Consider the following 17,334-nt stretch of genomic DNA (forward strand, 5'->3'; position numbering starts at 1 on the left):
AGTTTACTTTGACGCATTCATTGACCTTGCTACAATTCATATCTGGATTAACAAACTATTATTAGTGGGATAGGTTCAAAGAAATAGATAACTCTAAGCCACTAAAATCACTGAGCAACCAACCTTTGTCTTGCTTGGTATAGCGTTCTACAAAAGGTTCATCTTGCTCGACTAATAAATATTCGCTAAAACTCTCAATTGAGCGGTACATCCGAAATTTACTGAGTCGGTCGTAATCTGCGGTGGAAGGAGATAAGACTTCAACAATCAGCACGGGATTTAATACTTCATCTAAACGATCGCCATTTAGTTGCGGTTCGCCGTCAAAAATCATTACATCTGGATATACTCCGCGTCGATGTTCAGGAATCCACAGCCGCAAATCGCTGTTAATTGGCTCGAATTGAGTATCGCGGAGCAAAAACTTCAGAAAGGCAAAAATATTGCCACCGATGCGGCTATGTTTGAGCGTTCCTCCAGGCATGGGTACAATTTCTCCATCTCGATATTCACTGCGTCCTTCGGCTTTTTCTTCGATCGCACGATATTCATCTAAGCTGTAGCGGCGCGAGATGGTAGAAATCATATAGTTGTAAGCGATCGCATTGGCTATAAGACAACAATATTATTTTGTCACAGATTAGGTTGTAAATTAATAAATAGACATCTCAAAAAATTAAATATGCCTTATTGAAAACCTTTGTTAAATATATAGCACTGCTACCTCTGTTTTCACTTTTTATATGAAAAGTCTGTTTGCGATCGCTACTCGCAAACAGACTTAACTTTTTTATACTTCTAATTAAGCTTGCTCCCAAAGCTCACGTACATAATCCGGCAGTGCGCCAGCAATTTCCTGAATCCGCTCTGGGGAAAGTTCGTCTTTGGTAGCAGAAAATACCGCTTTAACTGCCTGTTCTGCCTCTACTGATCCTGGAACCCCTCCTTCATTAGCAACTCGCGTTAAAAATAGCTTGGAATCAATTCCAATGGGAGCCGGGCCTTTTAAAGGTTGACGGATTTTACTTAAAAATCTCACAATCGGATTGGTGTCTTTCCAGAGTTCAGCCACTTCAAACTGGAGTGCTTTTTCATCTGTAGGTATAGCTTCTGTATGCAGTTCTGACTCGACGCGATCGATTGTGTCCGCGGTCATTAAGTCACGCATAACGCGATACACAACTTCGGTAAAGTCTCTTGCGTCATACAAATCTGCAAATCCGCTTCGAACCATGACCTTTTCAAGAAAGGAGTGATGTTCATCAGCGATCGCAGTTCGAGTATCTTCAATCTCTGTTGGGTCAACTTCTGGAATATTTGTTCTAAAACTTTGATCTGGCATTGTTTTTCTTGTGGTTATTAATTTTGAGTCTTTATGCTTACCTTATGTAAGGTCGCACAAATCAAAAACCCTTAGTATCATCCAGAAGTTTGAGATACCATTTATTCAAAAGTTAGAAATTCATCTGATTTGCATGGATACAGGTAGCAGGACTACCCCCCAGTAAAGGTTCTGGATAACACATATTTAATTTCTGAAAATATCATATCTATTGAGTAGAGCAATATTCTTAGTGTTTTTGCTCGTTGTAAACATCGCCCATTGGTACCAAAAAACAGTCAAAATAGATGAGTTAGTATAAAATCAGCCAAAACAAAGATGGTAGAAACAACAAACGTTGAAATTCACACTTCCTATGTCAAAGTACCTAACAATGGCTTAAAAATCGATGCTTACTTAGCTGAACCAGCACAAAAGGGAACCTTTGGCGCAGTTATAGTTTTTCCAGAAATTTTTGGCATCAATAGTAATATTCGAGATATCACCGAACTAATCGCTAAAGAAGGATATATAGCGATCGCCCCGGCGATGTATCAACGTACTGCTCCCGGTTTTGAGGCTGATTTTAGCGCTGAAGATGTTGGGTTTAGTCCAGAAGCCTATCGGTTGGGTTTGGAGTACTATCAACAAGTAAAATATCAAGAGATATTCAGCGATATTCAAGCTACCATTACTTACCTCAAAACTTTACCCAATGTCAAAGATGATGCGATCGGTGTCATTGGTTTCTGTTTTGGCGGTCATGTTGCTTATATGGCTGCAACTTTACCCGATATCAAAGCCACAGCTTCGTTTTATGGTGGCGGGATTACTACTGCTAGTTATGGTGAAGAGACTCCAACCATTAATCGCACCTCGGAAATTAAAGGTACTATTTATGCATTTTTTGGTACAAGAGATGCATTAGTTTCCCAAGAAGAAAACGAGCAAATTGAAGCGGAATTAAAGAAACATCATATAAACCATCGTGTATTTCGATACGATGCCGGACACGGATTTTTCGCTGGATTCTTCAAGGACCAATACCCATTTTTAGCCCAGCACCCAAGTTATAACCCAGAAGCTGCTCCTGATGCTTGGCAACATGTTTTAGAACTGTTTCAAAACAACTTGTGATCCGGCTTGTCGTAGATATCGCACTCATTGAACAAGAGTGCGATACTTTAGTCTTTAAGCTTTTGCGTTTTTAAGCAGTAATTGACAACCACACAAAAACGGGTTTTGACTTTCGATGCGATCGTCTGCAAGCACTTCAATGGGAAGCTTGCTATTGTAAATCAATTCGTCATAATCCATTAATGCATCCCACTTGATCTTGCCAGTTGGGAAGCCTAGCTGTGAAGAACTATCAGATATTAATTCTTGCCATTTCTGAATCTCTGGATCTTGTGATTTGCAGTAATCGAGAATGGCAATCAAGGCACCAGGCTTAGTAACTCGCAGGATCTCTGCAAGGGCGCGGACTGGATCGCTAACGACACAAAGAGTAAATCCCGATCCTGCTGCATCAAAAGTATTATCAAGAAAATCAAGATTGCAGAGATCCGATACCTTGAAAGTGATGTCTGCGGATATCGACTTTTTACGTGCTTCATTCATCATCTTCTCAGAAAGATCGACACCGACGACACTTACACCTTCAGGATAGGCTGGAAGATTAAGACCAGTTCCTACGGCAGCATCCAGGGCAGTTTGTCCTGGCTTTAGCTGCAAGGAAGCAATTAATGGTTCACGCTCGATGTGCCAGTAACGCTTCATAATTGCGTCATAATCCACCGATCCCCGATCGTAGGTTTCAATCACCTGGTGTATTTGCATAGATTTTTTAACAAATAGAACTACTGATTTGAACTATCTGTTCAACTGTATAAGCTGTTAGCGACCAAAAATTGTATATTCTCTTACCAATAAAAAAACTTCATTGTATATTCTCTTACCAATAAAAAAACTTCATAATAGACATATTCTCTGATATTCTTTGACCGAACAATATGTATAGCAGCGAGGTGACAAGAGCGGTTGGTGTATTATCAAAAATAGCGATCGCACCAATGGCACTGTTACGATAATGCAGAGTGATTCCCCCTAAACACCATTGTTCAAGCTTCGTAAATTAGCAAAGGTATTGTTACTTACAGCACTTGACAAATCAATGAAGTACACCCCTCCTCAACTTAAAATCTGCTGTATAATCCAAAACTCTCTACATCTTCCTGTTCCCCACAGCCTCAGCCATAATTCAGAGTTCAACCATTCGTGAGCCGCAGAGGAATCTGAATGATAAACTCGGTTCCTTTTCCAGGAGTTGAGATACACTCCAGTTTACCGCCATGTTTTTCTGCGACGATTTGATAGCTGATGGACATACCCATTCCGGTTCCTTTGCCAATGGGTTTGGTGGTGAAAAAGGGATCGAATATTCGTTGCTGAAATTCTTTAGAAATACCGACTCCGTTATCAGCGATCGCAACTTCTAACCAAGTTGAATTAACTATCGATGTGCGAATCTTAATTCTACTAGGATTGTTCTCTATCCCCTGATAGGTAAGCTTGGCATTATTTTCTTCTAAGGCATCAATCGCATTGACTAAAATATTCATAAATACCTGATTGAGTTGTCCGGCATAGCATTCTACTAGGGGTACAGCGCCATAGTCTTTAATCACCTCAATTTCAGGTTGTTCTGGTTTAGCTTTAAGGCGGTGCTGCAAAATCATCAAAGTACTATCGATGCCTTCATGAATATCGACGCGTTTAAATTCCGCTTCATCAATGCGAGAGAAATTCCGCAGCGACAGTACTATTTGACGAATGCGCTCGGTGCCTACTCTCATCGAAGACAACATTTTTGGCAAGTCTGACTGCAAAAACTCTAAATCGATGTCTTCAGCAGCCGTTTGAATTTCATCAGCAGGGTAAGGATTATATTGCTGATACAACTGCATCAGTGCTAATAAATCCTGGGTATATTCCTGCACATGGGCAAGGTTGCCATGAATAAAGTTGACTGGATTATTAATTTCGTGTGCGACTCCAGCCACTAGTTGTCCCAGACTAGACATTTTTTCACTTTGAATAACTTGAGATTGAGTACGCTGCAATTCCCCTAATGCATTTTTAAGTTCAGTAGTGCGTTCTTCCACCCGTTCTTCTAGTTCTTCTTTGCTTTTCTCTAAAGCAGTAAACGATTCATGGAGTTGTCCTGCCATGTGGTTGAAAGAGTTAGACAGGGTATTAAGTTCTCGAATACCGCTAGTTTCTACTGTCTGACTTAAATTACCAAATGCCATTGCTTTACTTGCCTGATTCAGCCGCAAAATCGGGCGGATAATCCAATGAGAGGTAAACACGCCCATCACTGAGGCAAGGACTAATGCGCCAAAACAAAGGGCGATGGTAGTGCGCGTGTTGGCGTTAACTTGGGTCATGAATGTGTTTTCTGGCACACTCACCACCATCAGCCAATTCAAACCATACTTGTCACGCCAAGGTACAATATCTACAAAATGCCGTTTTCCTTCCACCTGAAGTTGAAAATCTGTGTCTTGGGTGATAGACCCAAACCCAGAGGTTTGGAAATGTCTGGCAACGTTCTGGATTATTGGGTCAGAACTGTCACTCGCTCGCAATCGCCGGATCTCTTGATTAACCACGACAAAAGGCTTCTCTGTACCGGAACTGGCAATTAATGTGCCATCCCGCTCCAAAAGGAACACCTGCCCAGACTGACTAATATCCAAACTGCGTAAAAAATTGCTGAGTTTTAGTAGGTGAATGTCTGTTGCAATCATTCCTAATAAGCGATTTTGCGAATCGTAAATCGGACGACTAGCAGAGGCGCTGATGTAAGGCCCCGTTGGAAAATTTGCAGTCACAATCTTTGCCCAAATAGGTTTACCAGCAGCGATGGGTTGGGTATACCAAGATTCAGTAAAATTGTTCCAAGTCCATCGAGTATTTATTTGAGTTCGATTACCTTGATTATCTGTGGCATAAGTGGAAGTATTATTGGGAAGCTTGGCAGTCCAATCATCAATGGTAATAGTTTTGCCATCATAACGAGCAGCTCCTAGCCCCTCACCTGTCGTTAGTCCAATACCAATATAAGTTAGGTCATAAGCCTGCATCTGATCCCAGAAATACTTGCCAAGGGTTTGGCGATGCCTACGGCTGGCTTTGCCTATGCCCACATCCAATAGTCCCCTACGAATAGCATCTGCGTTGATCTGATTAAGGGTTTGCGGAATGGAAAGATAAGACTTCAGATGCTCGTCCACTAGATCGCTGGTGCGATCTATCAACTGTTCGGCTAGGTCGTTAACTGCTCTTTGTCCATTTTTAAAAGACAAATAACCCACTAAACTGACCGCTGCAAAAATTTGGATAAGGAAGGGAACAATAAGAACAATCTGTAATGGGAACGCCTTAGCTTTTCTGAAATAGGGAGTCTTCATTGCTGGAAGCTAAAAATTGTGCTGATTTGATTTGCTTTTATAGTTCCCAAGATGTTCGCATACTCACCTTTTTTTAAATTTTTTTGTCAAGTCAAAAGCGTCTATAGGGTGGAATGTTACTTCCTCAAGCAAAAATTGCTGCCCAAATTCCCAACTTCTACCCTCCGGGTGTCTGTAAAAAGTCAGGGATCTAAATCCAGCGATTTAGTAAGTGACATTTAGATGTAGAGCGCGTTGCGGGGTTTTTTTCACCTGTATTGCCTTGTTTCCCCACAGGGAAATCAGGCATTGCCCGCCCAACTGGCTGACTCCCAATTGTCGCTGCTGGCGTGACACAAAAAAATCAGAGTTTGAGATGTTCTAGATATTAATAATAGCATTAGCACAAAATTTGTTTTTTTATTAATTCCATGAGTTCAACTTTTAAATTGGGAGTAATTTATGCAGCAATTTCAAGTAACATCAGATAGTTTGAATATACGTTCAGCACCGATTATTGATGAAGCTAATCAAATAGCAGCTCTTCCAAAAGGATGTATTGTATCTAAAATTAAAAATTCGGATCATGAAAAGTGGTGGAGGGTTGCAACTATTCTTGAAGGAAAAACTTTAGAAGGTTTTGTCGCTCAAAAATTCCTGAGTCCAGTCACAAAATTTTCTATCAAGACTGTGCTTAAAATTGGTGAAATTCCCATTCTCCAGGCAAATGGAGAATCTGCATTTTTCTATGAAGCAGGGATGAGCATTAATGCTGATGGTGCGCCTAATGCTTATCACCCCGCAGATAGGGGGATTGATTTTTTGGCAAATGCTGGGTATTCAGATAACTGGTGGGCACTCGCTGTAGATAAAAATGGCAATCCATTTATTCAAGGCAGTACTGATCCATATCCTGGATACTATATTTCTACAACTGCATTATTTGACTCTGGATTTGTTAAACAAAATCCACGTCGCTATGTTGATTCAACAAAGATTCCGTATATTGTTCTTCCGGGAAATGGTGATTTTAGAAAGGCTACAGGGGTTAAATTAGGAGATTTTGTAGTTGTTTACAACACTAACAATGAAAAACTTGCTTTTGCAATTTATGCTGATGTTGGGCCTAAAAACCAGATTGGAGAGGGTTCAATAGCTTTGTCTCAGGCTCTGGGAAACGATCCATTAGTACAATCAAGAGTCAGGCGAGGAATTCCCAAGGATATCGTTTATATTGTTTTTCCGGGTTCTGGGAATGGACAGCCAAGAACAATTTCAGAGATAGAAGCTGAAACTAAACGATTCTTTGAAATATGGGGTGGCGTAGAACGGATAAAGTCTCTATAAAAGTGTATGCAAATTTAGTTGCAGTAGAGACGTAGCACTGCTACGTCTCTTTTTCGGAGAGCGATGTCTACAAGACGCTTTGCGAATGCGTCTACGCAATCATTTTTGCTTGAAAAAATTCTGAGTAGAATAGCATATTCTAAGTTGTTGCTACTGGTTTCTTTCCATTCTTGCTCTCCACACTGGCAACGAATGACGGTTGCTCATCATTGAGAGTTGGCGACTCCCCTCGCAGTCCCTTACGACGCTGATTTTTAGGAACTCCTCCCGCCATCCCGTACTCCACACTGCTTTTGCCATATCGAGTCCCCACTGCCATTAGCATGTGTTCTGTCATATCTCCCAACTCGCTCTCTGTTTCTAGCATCTCACGATATAATTTATCCAAAGTAGAAAGAGCAGTGTTGTAGGCATTTTCTCTAGTTCGCATCGTTTCGATCAGGGTTGAGAAGGCAGGTAAAGTGAGTCCATTGCCTAAATCTAAATTCGGATCAATAGAGTTTATGCTAGCCGCACGACGCACTGCTCTTTCTAACATTAGGGAAGTTCTTTTTCTACGAGCCACGATCTGCACCTTGTAATACAGTACGGTTAATATTCTTTACCTTAAAAGGCTTACGTATAGTTCAGCCTGAGAGAATTCTGGCAAATCTGCAATGGTTTTTGCTACAAGCGCGATATTTGTCATGAATGCGCGAAATACTGAAATGAGAAAGCAAACTGGGGTTTGAGAAAGTAAAAGCTGCTTTTGCTTGCGGAAAACACCAAAATGAGTAAGTAAAAGCTGCTTTTGCTTGCGGAAAACACTAAAATGAGAAAGCAAAAGCTCATTTTGAGTAAGTAAAAGCTCATTTGACTTGCGGAAAACACCAAAATGAGAAAGTAAAAGCTGCTTTTGAGTAAGTAAAAGCTTATTTTGCTAACTAAATTTGACTTTATCTATATTTTTGCGCTGCAATGACTAGTTTTGATCGTTGTGATGGTAGTGTGATCGCAAAACATAGTGCCTCAAGGGAGCAATCCAAACAACTGGTAGAAATTGCTAAAACATGACTAAAGCTCGGTTTTAGGTGAACCAAGCATGGATTGAAATTTTATTTGATGATCGTCATGACGCTTAGAGGATGTTTGAAAAGTTCTTAGTGATGTATCAAATCCTTTTAGATCCCCCTAAATCCCCCTTATAAAGGGGGACTTTGATTCCAGTTCCCCCCTTTTTAAGGGGGGTTAGGGGGGATCAATAAGTGCAAAGATACAGCCAACTACTTTTCAAACAACCTCTTAGAAGATGTTTTAAAAGCCCTAAAAGTTATAATTTTGCAGTTCTGCGTGGGTTAAGTACAACGCCAAATTAAGGTTTTAACTATGTACTAAGATGCAATACTTTCCTAACTATGAGAGCAAAAAACCCTTTTAAAACATCATCTTAGAGAAACGCAATTTAAGAAAGCAAAGAAATTTTACTTGCGAGTTAAGTTTAGCAGTTCTTTTGGAGAAGCAAGTAAGTCAATAGCCACGAAGTAAATTTGACCTTGAGGATCGAGTAAAAATCGCCAAGCAATGTTCATCCCAACATTACCTCCAAACCAAGGGGTTTCGACCGTACCAGTAATTTTATGCTGTGTATAACCATCTTCGATAGTTTCCGAAACGCCTTTGGTTGGCTTCATTACTAACCCTTGTCCCTCATCTCTTAGGTAGGAAGTAATAGCTTCTCGACCAACAATTGGTTTTTGGAAAGGTGGTTGCAGCGCACCATTATTAGCAAATAAAGCAACAGCAGCTTCAAAGTTATCTGCATTCATCGCTTCAATGTATTTCAGCACTGTCGGTTCTGTAACTCCCTCAATAGTAAATTGGGGACTTAGGGATGTACGTGGAAACTTAAAGTTTATGACTTCTGCCTGTTTGTTATCAGCCACAGACGGATCGAAGCCCATATTTACTACAGTATTGCGTAGTACAGTAATTTGCTGACTCTGATCGATTCTCTGAACAGCTTCTAGCACTGCTTTAACTTGAGTTGACATTTGATAGCCAACTGGCATAGGAGCAACGATACCCTCTTTCATCCACTCTCCTAACTGCCACCAGAATCCCAGCTTGGCATTGACACCAAAGTATGCATAGGAACGGCTAATAGGGGTATCAGCATTACTCGCTAAATCACTCATTAATTGCGTTTGCTCTTCATGAGACATCCGCTTAATATCGTTGAATATACCTTCCATTAATTGGAGATTAGCTTTTCCGGGAGCAGCTGGAGTAATTGTACGACCGATTTCAGCGTAGGCATACCAAAGAAATGCTAGTTGATCCTCAATGTTGAGTTTAGCAAACATTGCTGTAGTAGCTGGAACAGCATCTGCCACTTGAGTGCTAGAGAAAATATTGCGTGCGGAATCGATAGTATAACTCATGCTTATTACCTTAAAGATTTAGCTATTCAGTAGTTGCTTTCAGCTACAATTTTGCAGCTTAGGGAATAAATCTAGAGCATTTTTCTTGGATGACACAATTATCTCTAGATATCCAAATCCGAATTATTATCATTCACTATGGCATCATAACTGCTAAACGTTAACAAAAGACTAAGCTTTAGAATATTTATCTGATGAATATCATTGAAGAAAATGTATATCCACTATTTTTTCAAATTCATAGTTTAATAAAAGTTTTATTTGGAAGAATATATCTTCCTAAAGAAAGATATGTGGGTATATAGTATCTATCTATATAGATAAATGTATCTGCATTTTAGACCTTTTTAGCAATAAAAATACAATTGCTCAATTGCTCAACTTTGTTTAAAACTGGCCGATAGTATTTCGGATAGTGAGGCACATCGGGGGATGCAGGATTTCTGCCAGATTTATATTCCACCAGAGGCTATTGCTTGAGCGATCGCAGATGCAATCGAACAACCTGATGACATGGATGTTAGCAAAATTCTTATGCGCGTCACCGCCAGCCCTTATTGATTTTAAAGGGTCGGATACTAGGTTAAATAAAAATTTATTTTATTTGCGATCGCCGTTTAGTTAGGGGATGCTTTGCCTCAATTCGTGAAGCCAATTGTTTTGAGGTTATCTGTAGGGCAATATAGTCAGTCAATCTTACCTAGAGTGAATTAAATAATTAATTATACCTAAAATTATCAAATGAGCCGGGTAGAAGAGATAGAACCATCTAGCTCGCGAACCTTGTTGACCATTAAATTGAAAAACAATGAATCCCGCAAGAATTGCCCAACCTTGAAATATATTAAGCATGGATAGGATTACTAAAATAAAAAAGTGAAAAATGCACCAGTAGAGCAACCATACTTTGGGTTTGAGTTTGTCCATTAGGGACATCAAGAAAATTACTCCAATCCCATAAGTTCCATATTCAACGCCCAAGCCCTCGGCAACTGCTGCACACAAGCCAATAATTATTAATTGCTGCCATAATTCTGGGTAACGCTTTACTAAGCGCAACATCACAAGTCCCAAAAGAAGCGTGAACAGAATATTAAGTGATAAGCTCTGGAAAACAATACTATAGATTGGCTGAGATATTATTGCTGCAATTAATAGTCTCCCCCCATAGCGGTGTACATTACGGGTATGTTTTTCGCCTTCAGCCAGAAGCCATGCAAAGAGGGGAAAGCTCAATCGCCCTAACAAGTGCAAGATTACCAACTCTGGCATTAGCAAATAGCACACATGATCCATAACCATGAATACTGCTGCTAAGATTTTAATGTTAAAAGCTGAAACTTTAATCACAACGTTACAGTTACCTTGGATTCCTTGATATAAAATCCCGAAAATTTTATTTAATATAAGAGTTATTCAAAATACTAGCAATTTGATAACATTAACAAAAAGGGCAATGTCTTACGACGGGCTGTGACGCTCCAGCGTCGCTCTAAGCGTACTCCTACGGAGAAGCAAGCTACGCCAAAGGCTTTACGCTACGCTATCGGTGACGCCCTCTTCAGCATAAAATGCAGAAACACTATGGCAAAGCGTAAAAAAAGTAATCTTCAGTGGATAAAAGAAACGCTTGAACTAAAACCTGACCATCGCTGGGAATCTCCATCAGGCTACAAAATTTTTGTTGCAGATAGAGGCGCTGTTCGCTTGAATGTTCCCCAAAGTTGGGTTTTTGAGCCGCAAGAAAAATCTTTCAAGTTCCTCGATAAAAAACCACCTAACGATGATTGCTGCTTAGAAGTATCTTTTAATCGCCTGCCACCCAACGACTGGAGCCAGTTTCCGCTAAAATCCACCTTGAAGAAAGTCCTGGAAGACGACAGCCGCAACATCATTTCTAAAGGAGAAATTATTACCGTCAAGCGTCAAACCGCCAGAATTGTCTGGACAGAAATGAAGTTCATTGACACTCAAGAAGAACCACGGGAAGCTTTTTCGCGGACTTGCATTGGTTTGGGGTCGAATGTTCAATGCTTAATTACATTCGATTATTGGGCAGACCAAGCAGAACAACTAATACCCGTTTGGGATGAAGCGATGCGTAGTCTCACATTAGGGTTGTATATTCGTGACCCCATGACTGGTTTAGCTTTTCCAGACTGAGCTACAACAAGGAATTGTAAGCATCTATCAAATTCAAGCGTGTAGCTCATCGTAGACTTTGAGCTACTTATTTTTTGCGGAGTTGGGGCAAATTAATAATACTCCTGCTTTCAATATTTTGTGAGAGGAACTATGCTAACAACAACTCGACAGCAGCGGTTTGATGCAATTGTGATTGGCTCTGGAATTGGTGGGTTGACGGTTGCCGCGCTCCTATCTAAGCTTTATCACAAAAGCGTTTTAGTGTTAGAACAGCATTTCACCCCTGGGGGATTCACTCATACCTTTGAGCGCAAGGGAAAATTTCTTTGGGATGTGGGGCTGCACTATGTTGGAAATATGGGAGATGGAGGCACTGGCAAAGCTGTGTTTGACTATCTCACCAATGGCAATTTGAATTGGCACAAGATGCCCGATCCGTTTGAAAAATTTGTCTACCCGAACTTCACCTTTGAGGTTTATTCTGACCCCAATCGCTTTCAGTCTGATCTAATCCAGCGCTTTCCTCGCGAGCAGACAGCCATTCGGCGGTACTTTAAGGATGTCCAGAAAGCGGCATTTTGGTTTGGGGCGCATTCAATGTTGGAGCTATTTCCGGTATTGCTGCATCCTCTACTCAGGCGGTTTGTTCGTCATTTTGGGGCCATTGCTAGACAAACGACCCAGCATTATTTGAACAGACATTTTCAAGATGCCCAACTCAAAGCATTACTGGCTTCCCAGTGGGGAAATTATGGCTTACCGCCATCCCAAAGTTGCTTTGGCATTCATGGTGCGATTGTTACCCATTATTTTAAGGGCGGCTGGTATCCTGTGGGTGGGGCAAAGGCGATCGCGCAAGCCATTATTCCCGTGATTGAACAAGGGGGTGGTGTCGTCATCACCCAACGCCGAGTCACAGAAATCTTGTTGGAATCCGGGGTGGCAGTAGGAGTGAAAGCCCAAGATACAGCACATGCCAAGGCAGACCTGGAAACGTACTTTGCACCTATTGTGGTGTCTGATGCCGGAGCCTTCAATACTTATGTGAAGCTGATTCCACCCAACTACCCGCTGGCAGAGCGCCAGAAAATTCAAGCGTTTCCAAAAAGTAACAGTATGGTGACGGTATATTTAGGGTTAAAAGAGAGTCCACAGCAACTAGGGTTTCAGGGTGAGAACCATTGGATTTACACGACCTATAACCACGACGCAATTGTCCAAGATCCACCCATCTCTGCTGATAATTTACCTAAATTCTGCTATCTCTCATTTCCATCGCTGAAAGATCCATTAGCTGAGGGGCATACGGCAGAAATCATTGCCTACGTTGACTATGATTTCTTTTCGCAGTGGCAGGAACAATCCTGGCGACGGCGAGGCGCGGATTACACTGAACTGAAAGCCCAAATTACCCAATCCCTGATTCAGTTAGTGGAGCGCCACTATCCTGGCTTTCAGGATTTGATTGAGTATGCCGAACTCTCGACTCCACTGACGGTGGAACACTTTGATGCTAGCGATCGCGGTGCTATCTTCGGCATTCCCTGTATTCCTGAACGCCTGGATCAATCCTGGATCGGGGCTAGAACACCAATTAAAAATCTATACCTGACCGGCGTCGATACACTTTCACTCGGCATTATGGGAGCGATGATGGGTGGAGTGAAAACAGCAGGTGTTTTAAATGGAGCATTCGGCTTTTTTAAGATTATGACAACCATCATGAGAAGGTGACAGAGAAAGCTTTATGAGTATATGACATTGATAAACCCAGACATGAGATATTACTTAAGTCATAATTTAACTAGTTACTTTTATCACTAGTGTATAGCTGTTTGAAATCATATCCTTATAAACATGAGACATCAACCAGATTAAGGTTTCCAGAACTTTAATCATACAATTTACCAAAGGAAATTTAGTCATGAATATCAAACAAATTCTTGCTGGTGCAGTGCTTCTTTTACCATTTGCTGTTACTTCCATTCCTTCGCAAGCGTCAGCATCACAGGTTATTGTTAATCCCCATAGTCCTAATAGACCTGCTCAAATAATCGCAAAAAAACCACCACAAATTAAGCGTTATACACCACCAGTGAAAAAGAAAGTGTTAGTTCCTGCACATTGGGAAAAAACAAATCATGGTCGCAAGTGGGTTGCGGCTCATTATATATACAAGTAAAAATGCCTGAAACTCTAAGCAATTGGAATATAAGAAGTTAAATCTTCTTATATTAACGTGAGTTCGATGAACCTCTCCCTCCCAACCTCCCTCTCCGAAACGGAAAGGGAGGAGCAACGAAAAATTCAGCTTTTTGCTCCCCTCTCCGTGTCGGAGAGGGGCTGGGGGAGAGGTCAAATAAGACTTGTCGAACTCACGTTATATTATCTCTCTATTTTTAGTAGGGAGAGTGTTAAATGCAAGGCAAATAAAAACTTTTTACTCAAGATTTGAGAGATACTCATGAAATTGGCATCATTGACAAATGTTTTGGTTGCAGGTGCGATCGCTCTCGGTGCGACTGCAACCATCAATCAGCCAAGTCAAGCCGAAAGTAGGCGAGGATTTTATTGTGACACATCAGGAAACAAACCTGTGACGGTGTACAAAAATCCTAAAGGTGTTATTGAGCCTTGGGTTCGCTGGACTTCTAATTACTTCAAAGACGCTGGCTACAATAAACTGACGCGCTGTCAAGAAGTAAGCCAACGCTTGGAAACTTATCGCCGCAACAGAAACTTGAGGTTTATTACTGTCGGTAAAATGAATGGGCAAAATGTGATTTGCACCGCAAATCAAGTCAGTGGACGCTGTGAAAACTTGATATTGACCCTCAAACCCAATGAAGATGGTGTGCAAGCGCTAAATAATCTCCTAGCTTGGCACCAACCCCTCAGTAAAAGCAATAGAACACCTTACGTTGATTTGAGAGAACATCTAGGAATTCCCAAAGAATAAATACAGCTATTTCCAGGTAAGTCAACTTAACATGAAAAGGGCGGTTATAAACCGCGTCTACACGAGGCTTTACCCACCTCCGTGGGTTTCAAACACTCAATTTTTCTTTAGTCCGCGAAGGCGGACTTTTTTTGTGTAGCCGCGAATTCCATTCGCCCCGGCTTTCGTTTAACACGCGCAAGCATTGTTGTGCCGCTACCACAGATAGTTTTTCCTATGCTAGATTTGAAGCGGGATAGTAATTAAAGTTACAAAGCTATAGTTTAGGTTTCATAAGCCTAACTGGTGCGCCAACCTCTAGTATCAGCGTATACCGCCGAGTACTTTAAACTATACCATCGTTTGATTAGCTCAGTTGGCAGAGCAATCGACTCATAATCGATTAGTCACAGGTTCGAGTCCTGTATCAAACTCCAGGAAGTTAGCTCACTGGTAGAGCAATCGACTCATAATCGATGTGTTGTAGGTTCGATTCCTATACTTTCACCCAACCCTGTCCGGGTTAAAAGACAATACCCTTCCAAGGTAGCCAATATGGTACGGATCTTAACAGATTCGAGACCCCTCATTTTCTCAACTCTGCGTGCAAGTGTTTTGCTGTCGGTCATCACTCGTAAGGGTAATGTTCGGTAGCCACAGTTAAGGAGTAAGCGCAACTGCATTTCTTCCTAACTTGAGTATGTCCCTTCGTTTTCTACATCTAGTTTTTCTTCGGGATTCTGGATTGGCAAATGAACGGCATATTTGAGCGCGGTTCTTTTTTCTAGATTGCCATAGAGCAGTTTGAGAAAAGTAACAGCAATCTTAATCCAGCTTTGGAGAATCTTTTGCCCACACCTAAACTGTAAACACTTGCACTTGCAGAGTTAAAAATTTTGTAATATACAGTAATACAAGCAGCTAAAATTAATCCTTTAGGCTTTTTCCACAAGGTTGCAACCTCCAAGAACTCTAGTATTTAAGCTGTAAGAAAATGAGTGGTATTTGAGTTCAAGGAAGGTTATAAATGTCTTGAGCAAATCTTCTTAGCTAGTTGCGGGCTACGCCCGCCGCAGGCATCGCCTAGCTTACTTAAACTATCACACAAATTATTTATGCAAATCACTATGTGGCAAACGTTTTATCTCAAACCTAACGAAATCGGCATCTTATATCACCGCAGTGACTTTAAGAAAATTTTGCAGCCCGGTACACACACATATTTTGGTCGCCATTGGCAAGTAAAAATTTATGACCTAAATCAGCCACTAGCTCAAATTGAAAACCTAGAACTGTTATTGCGAAATCATGAAGCCGAACTACAAGAACATTTATTGATTATCAGAACCGCATTCAATCAAGTTGCGTTAGTCCGCTACGGTCAGAATTGGGTAAGCGTTGCACCAAATAAATTGATTGCTTTTTGGCGTGGTTTTATTGAGGTAGAGTCTCATCTATTCAACTTAGAAGAAAGCTTAGAATTGCCTGCTTCCTTTGTACAGCAATTGCGCTCAGTTGCATTGAATGGACTGAAAAAGTTCCAAATCTCAGAGTATGAGATTGGTTTACTATATCTGCAAAATAATTTTGTGCGACCTCTAGAACCAGGAGAGTATGCTTTTTGGTCGGTAGATAGAGATGTTACAGTCCGAATTCTGAGCCGGATTATCCCTAACCCAGACTTTCCCCTGGAAGATGTACTCATTGAAAAACATCCCGACTTTATTGCTGCCTACTGTGAACCCGTGCAATTACAGACTTCGCAAGTTGCAATTGTGCGCTATCGAGGGAAAGTAATTTCTATTTTGCCACCCACCAGCCGCAAGTTGTTTTGGCAGGGTGTTGAAGTGGAAATTCTCGACATCAACGCAGATGCTCAGTTACAGCCTAACTTAGTGGCTGAGTTGGTTGAGGGTTCAACAGAGGTGAAATTGCTCAGTCGCAACTGTTTGCATATTTGCCAAGTGCCTGCACAACACGTTGGACTAGTATACATTAATCAAGAATTTCAAGGACAGCGATCGCCAGGAGTACACGCTTGGTGGTTATTTGGCCGCTCTTTTCAAACAGAAGCCATCGACCTGCGACTACAAAATATGGAAGTATCCGGTCAAGACATCCTCTCTAAAGATAAAGTACCTCTGCGGTTAAACTTGACAGCTGGCTACCGTATCCAAGACCCATTGAGGGCAAAAAACGGGTTATCAGATATTTCCGGCTTCTTGTACAAAGAATTACAATTTGCTTTGCGTGGTGCAGTCGGCGAACGCAACTTAGATGGTTTATTAGAAGATAAAGGTGCAATTGATAGAAGTATCTCTGAATATATTCGCCAGAAAGCAGCAGACTATGGAATTGAAGTTGATTCTGTTGGTGTCAAAGATATTATTTTACCTGGTGAGATTAAGACTATCTTGAGCAAAGTAGTCGAGGCAGAAAAAGCCGCTCAAGCCAACGTAGTCAGACGTAGAGAAGAAACGGCTGCTACCCGCAGTATGCTAAACACTGCCAAAGTGATGGAGGATAACCCCGTCGCATTGCGTTTGAAGGAACTCGAAGTATTAGAGCGGATTGCAGAAAAGATCGATCGAATTCAAGTTAACGGCAGCTTGGATAGTATTTTGACAGACTTGATTCGGATGAATCCGTAGCGATCGGGGTAAATACTCGCACAGGAAAAGGCCAGTATAATAACAGTAGGTCTATTTA

Annotated in this window: 14 protein-coding genes and 2 tRNA genes; 9 read left to right on the plus strand and 7 right to left on the minus strand. The window is 41.2% G+C overall.

Annotated elements, in window-relative coordinates; all coding sequences use genetic code 11:
* Positions 1-61 precede the first annotated feature (61 nt).
* Entirely contained in the window at positions 62-586 is a 525-nt protein-coding gene (locus tag HWQ43_RS09460; protein ID WP_292732372.1) for a Uma2 family endonuclease, read from the minus strand.
* Between the two features lie 216 nt (positions 587-802).
* Complete coding sequence (locus tag HWQ43_RS09465; RefSeq protein ID WP_292732374.1) at positions 803-1,342, minus strand: DUF2267 domain-containing protein; 540 nt, start codon at positions 1,340-1,342, stop codon at positions 803-805.
* Between the two features lie 318 nt (positions 1,343-1,660).
* On the opposite strand from HWQ43_RS09465, the gene HWQ43_RS09470 reads away from it, so the two are divergent.
* Positions 1,661-2,458, plus strand: coding sequence for a dienelactone hydrolase family protein (locus tag HWQ43_RS09470; RefSeq protein ID WP_292732376.1), 798 nt, complete (start codon positions 1,661-1,663; stop codon positions 2,456-2,458).
* A gap of 54 nt (positions 2,459-2,512) precedes the next feature.
* On the opposite strand, the gene HWQ43_RS09475 is transcribed toward HWQ43_RS09470, so the two are convergent.
* Positions 2,513-3,160: a methyltransferase domain-containing protein gene (locus tag HWQ43_RS09475; RefSeq protein WP_292732378.1), complete on the minus strand. Its 648-nt coding sequence runs from the start codon at positions 3,158-3,160 to the stop codon at positions 2,513-2,515.
* Positions 3,161-3,588: 428 nt separating this feature from the next.
* Positions 3,589-5,796, minus strand: a complete 2,208-nt coding sequence (locus HWQ43_RS09480) for an ATP-binding protein (protein WP_292732380.1) — start codon at positions 5,794-5,796, stop codon at positions 3,589-3,591.
* Between the two features lie 441 nt (positions 5,797-6,237).
* Between HWQ43_RS09480 and HWQ43_RS09485 the strand changes: the two genes are divergently transcribed.
* Entirely contained in the window at positions 6,238-7,122 is an 885-nt protein-coding gene (locus tag HWQ43_RS09485; protein ID WP_292732382.1) for a glycoside hydrolase family 75 protein, read from the plus strand.
* A gap of 139 nt (positions 7,123-7,261) precedes the next feature.
* Here HWQ43_RS09485 and HWQ43_RS09490 read toward each other — a convergent pair whose 3' ends face one another.
* The 3 genes from HWQ43_RS09490 to HWQ43_RS09500 all read right to left on the minus strand — a co-directional run bounded on the left by HWQ43_RS09490 (position 7,262) and on the right by HWQ43_RS09500 (position 10,892).
* Positions 7,262-7,687 (minus strand): hypothetical protein, encoded by a 426-nt coding sequence (locus HWQ43_RS09490; RefSeq protein ID WP_292732384.1) that lies wholly within the window; start codon positions 7,685-7,687, stop codon positions 7,262-7,264.
* An 895-nt stretch (positions 7,688-8,582) separates the two neighbouring features.
* Entirely contained in the window at positions 8,583-9,542 is a 960-nt protein-coding gene (locus HWQ43_RS09495; protein ID WP_292732386.1) for an orange carotenoid protein N-terminal domain-containing protein, read from the minus strand.
* A 696-nt stretch (positions 9,543-10,238) separates the two neighbouring features.
* On the minus strand, positions 10,239-10,892 hold the full coding sequence (locus tag HWQ43_RS09500; protein ID WP_292732388.1) for a TraX family protein: 654 nt from the start codon (positions 10,890-10,892) through the stop codon (positions 10,239-10,241).
* Between the two features lie 234 nt (positions 10,893-11,126).
* Between HWQ43_RS09500 and HWQ43_RS09505 the strand changes: the two genes are divergently transcribed.
* The 7 genes from HWQ43_RS09505 to HWQ43_RS09535 all read left to right on the plus strand — a co-directional run bounded on the left by HWQ43_RS09505 (position 11,127) and on the right by HWQ43_RS09535 (position 17,276).
* Entirely contained in the window at positions 11,127-11,705 is a 579-nt protein-coding gene (locus HWQ43_RS09505; RefSeq protein WP_292732390.1) for a hypothetical protein, read from the plus strand.
* 132 nt (positions 11,706-11,837) lie between these two features.
* Entirely contained in the window at positions 11,838-13,421 is a 1,584-nt protein-coding gene (locus HWQ43_RS09510) for an NAD(P)/FAD-dependent oxidoreductase (protein WP_292732392.1), read from the plus strand.
* Between the two features lie 190 nt (positions 13,422-13,611).
* Positions 13,612-13,869 carry a hypothetical protein gene (locus HWQ43_RS09515; protein WP_292732393.1) on the plus strand — a complete coding sequence of 86 codons (258 nt, stop codon included), beginning with the start codon at positions 13,612-13,614 and terminating at the stop codon, positions 13,867-13,869.
* 282 nt (positions 13,870-14,151) lie between these two features.
* A complete protein-coding gene (locus tag HWQ43_RS09520) occupies positions 14,152-14,646 on the plus strand; it encodes a COP23 domain-containing protein (RefSeq protein WP_292732395.1) in 495 nt (164 codons plus the stop codon).
* A 340-nt stretch (positions 14,647-14,986) separates the two neighbouring features.
* Positions 14,987-15,062 (plus strand) — tRNA-Met (locus HWQ43_RS09525).
* Positions 15,062-15,136 (plus strand) — tRNA-Met (locus tag HWQ43_RS09530). The genes HWQ43_RS09525 and HWQ43_RS09530 overlap by 1 nt, the downstream gene beginning before the upstream one ends.
* A 616-nt stretch (positions 15,137-15,752) precedes the next feature.
* Positions 15,753-17,276 carry a slipin family protein gene (locus HWQ43_RS09535; protein ID WP_292732565.1) on the plus strand — a complete coding sequence of 508 codons (1,524 nt, stop codon included), beginning with the start codon at positions 15,753-15,755 and terminating at the stop codon, positions 17,274-17,276.
* Positions 17,277-17,334: the final 58 nt, after the last annotated feature.

This window comes from Nostoc sp. JL31 (assembly GCF_017114965.1).
Lineage (GTDB): Bacteria > Cyanobacteriota > Cyanobacteriia > Cyanobacteriales > Nostocaceae > Nostoc > Nostoc punctiforme_A.

What these genes read in the sequence shown, in the direction of transcription:
- HWQ43_RS09485 (WP_292732382.1), top strand. Translation starts at nt 6,238, where the DNA reads ATGCAGCAATTTCAAGTAACATCAGATAGTTTGAATATACGTTCAGCA.
- HWQ43_RS09475 (WP_292732378.1), bottom strand. Translation starts at nt 3,160, where the DNA reads ATGCAAATACACCAGGTGATTGAAACCTACGATCGGGGATCGGTGGAT.
- HWQ43_RS09480 (WP_292732380.1), bottom strand. Translation starts at nt 5,796, where the DNA reads ATGAAGACTCCCTATTTCAGAAAAGCTAAGGCGTTCCCATTACAGATT.
- HWQ43_RS09505 (WP_292732390.1), top strand. Translation starts at nt 11,127, where the DNA reads ATGGCAAAGCGTAAAAAAAGTAATCTTCAGTGGATAAAAGAAACGCTT.
- HWQ43_RS09535 (WP_292732565.1), top strand. Translation starts at nt 15,753, where the DNA reads ATGTGGCAAACGTTTTATCTCAAACCTAACGAAATCGGCATCTTATAT.
- HWQ43_RS09495 (WP_292732386.1), bottom strand. Translation starts at nt 9,542, where the DNA reads ATGAGTTATACTATCGATTCCGCACGCAATATTTTCTCTAGCACTCAA.
- HWQ43_RS09460 (WP_292732372.1), bottom strand. Translation starts at nt 586, where the DNA reads ATGATTTCTACCATCTCGCGCCGCTACAGCTTAGATGAATATCGTGCG.
- HWQ43_RS09515 (WP_292732393.1), top strand. Translation starts at nt 13,612, where the DNA reads ATGAATATCAAACAAATTCTTGCTGGTGCAGTGCTTCTTTTACCATTT.
- HWQ43_RS09470 (WP_292732376.1), top strand. Translation starts at nt 1,661, where the DNA reads ATGGTAGAAACAACAAACGTTGAAATTCACACTTCCTATGTCAAAGTA.
- HWQ43_RS09510 (WP_292732392.1), top strand. Translation starts at nt 11,838, where the DNA reads ATGCTAACAACAACTCGACAGCAGCGGTTTGATGCAATTGTGATTGGC.
- HWQ43_RS09465 (WP_292732374.1), bottom strand. Translation starts at nt 1,342, where the DNA reads ATGCCAGATCAAAGTTTTAGAACAAATATTCCAGAAGTTGACCCAACA.
- HWQ43_RS09520 (WP_292732395.1), top strand. Translation starts at nt 14,152, where the DNA reads ATGAAATTGGCATCATTGACAAATGTTTTGGTTGCAGGTGCGATCGCT.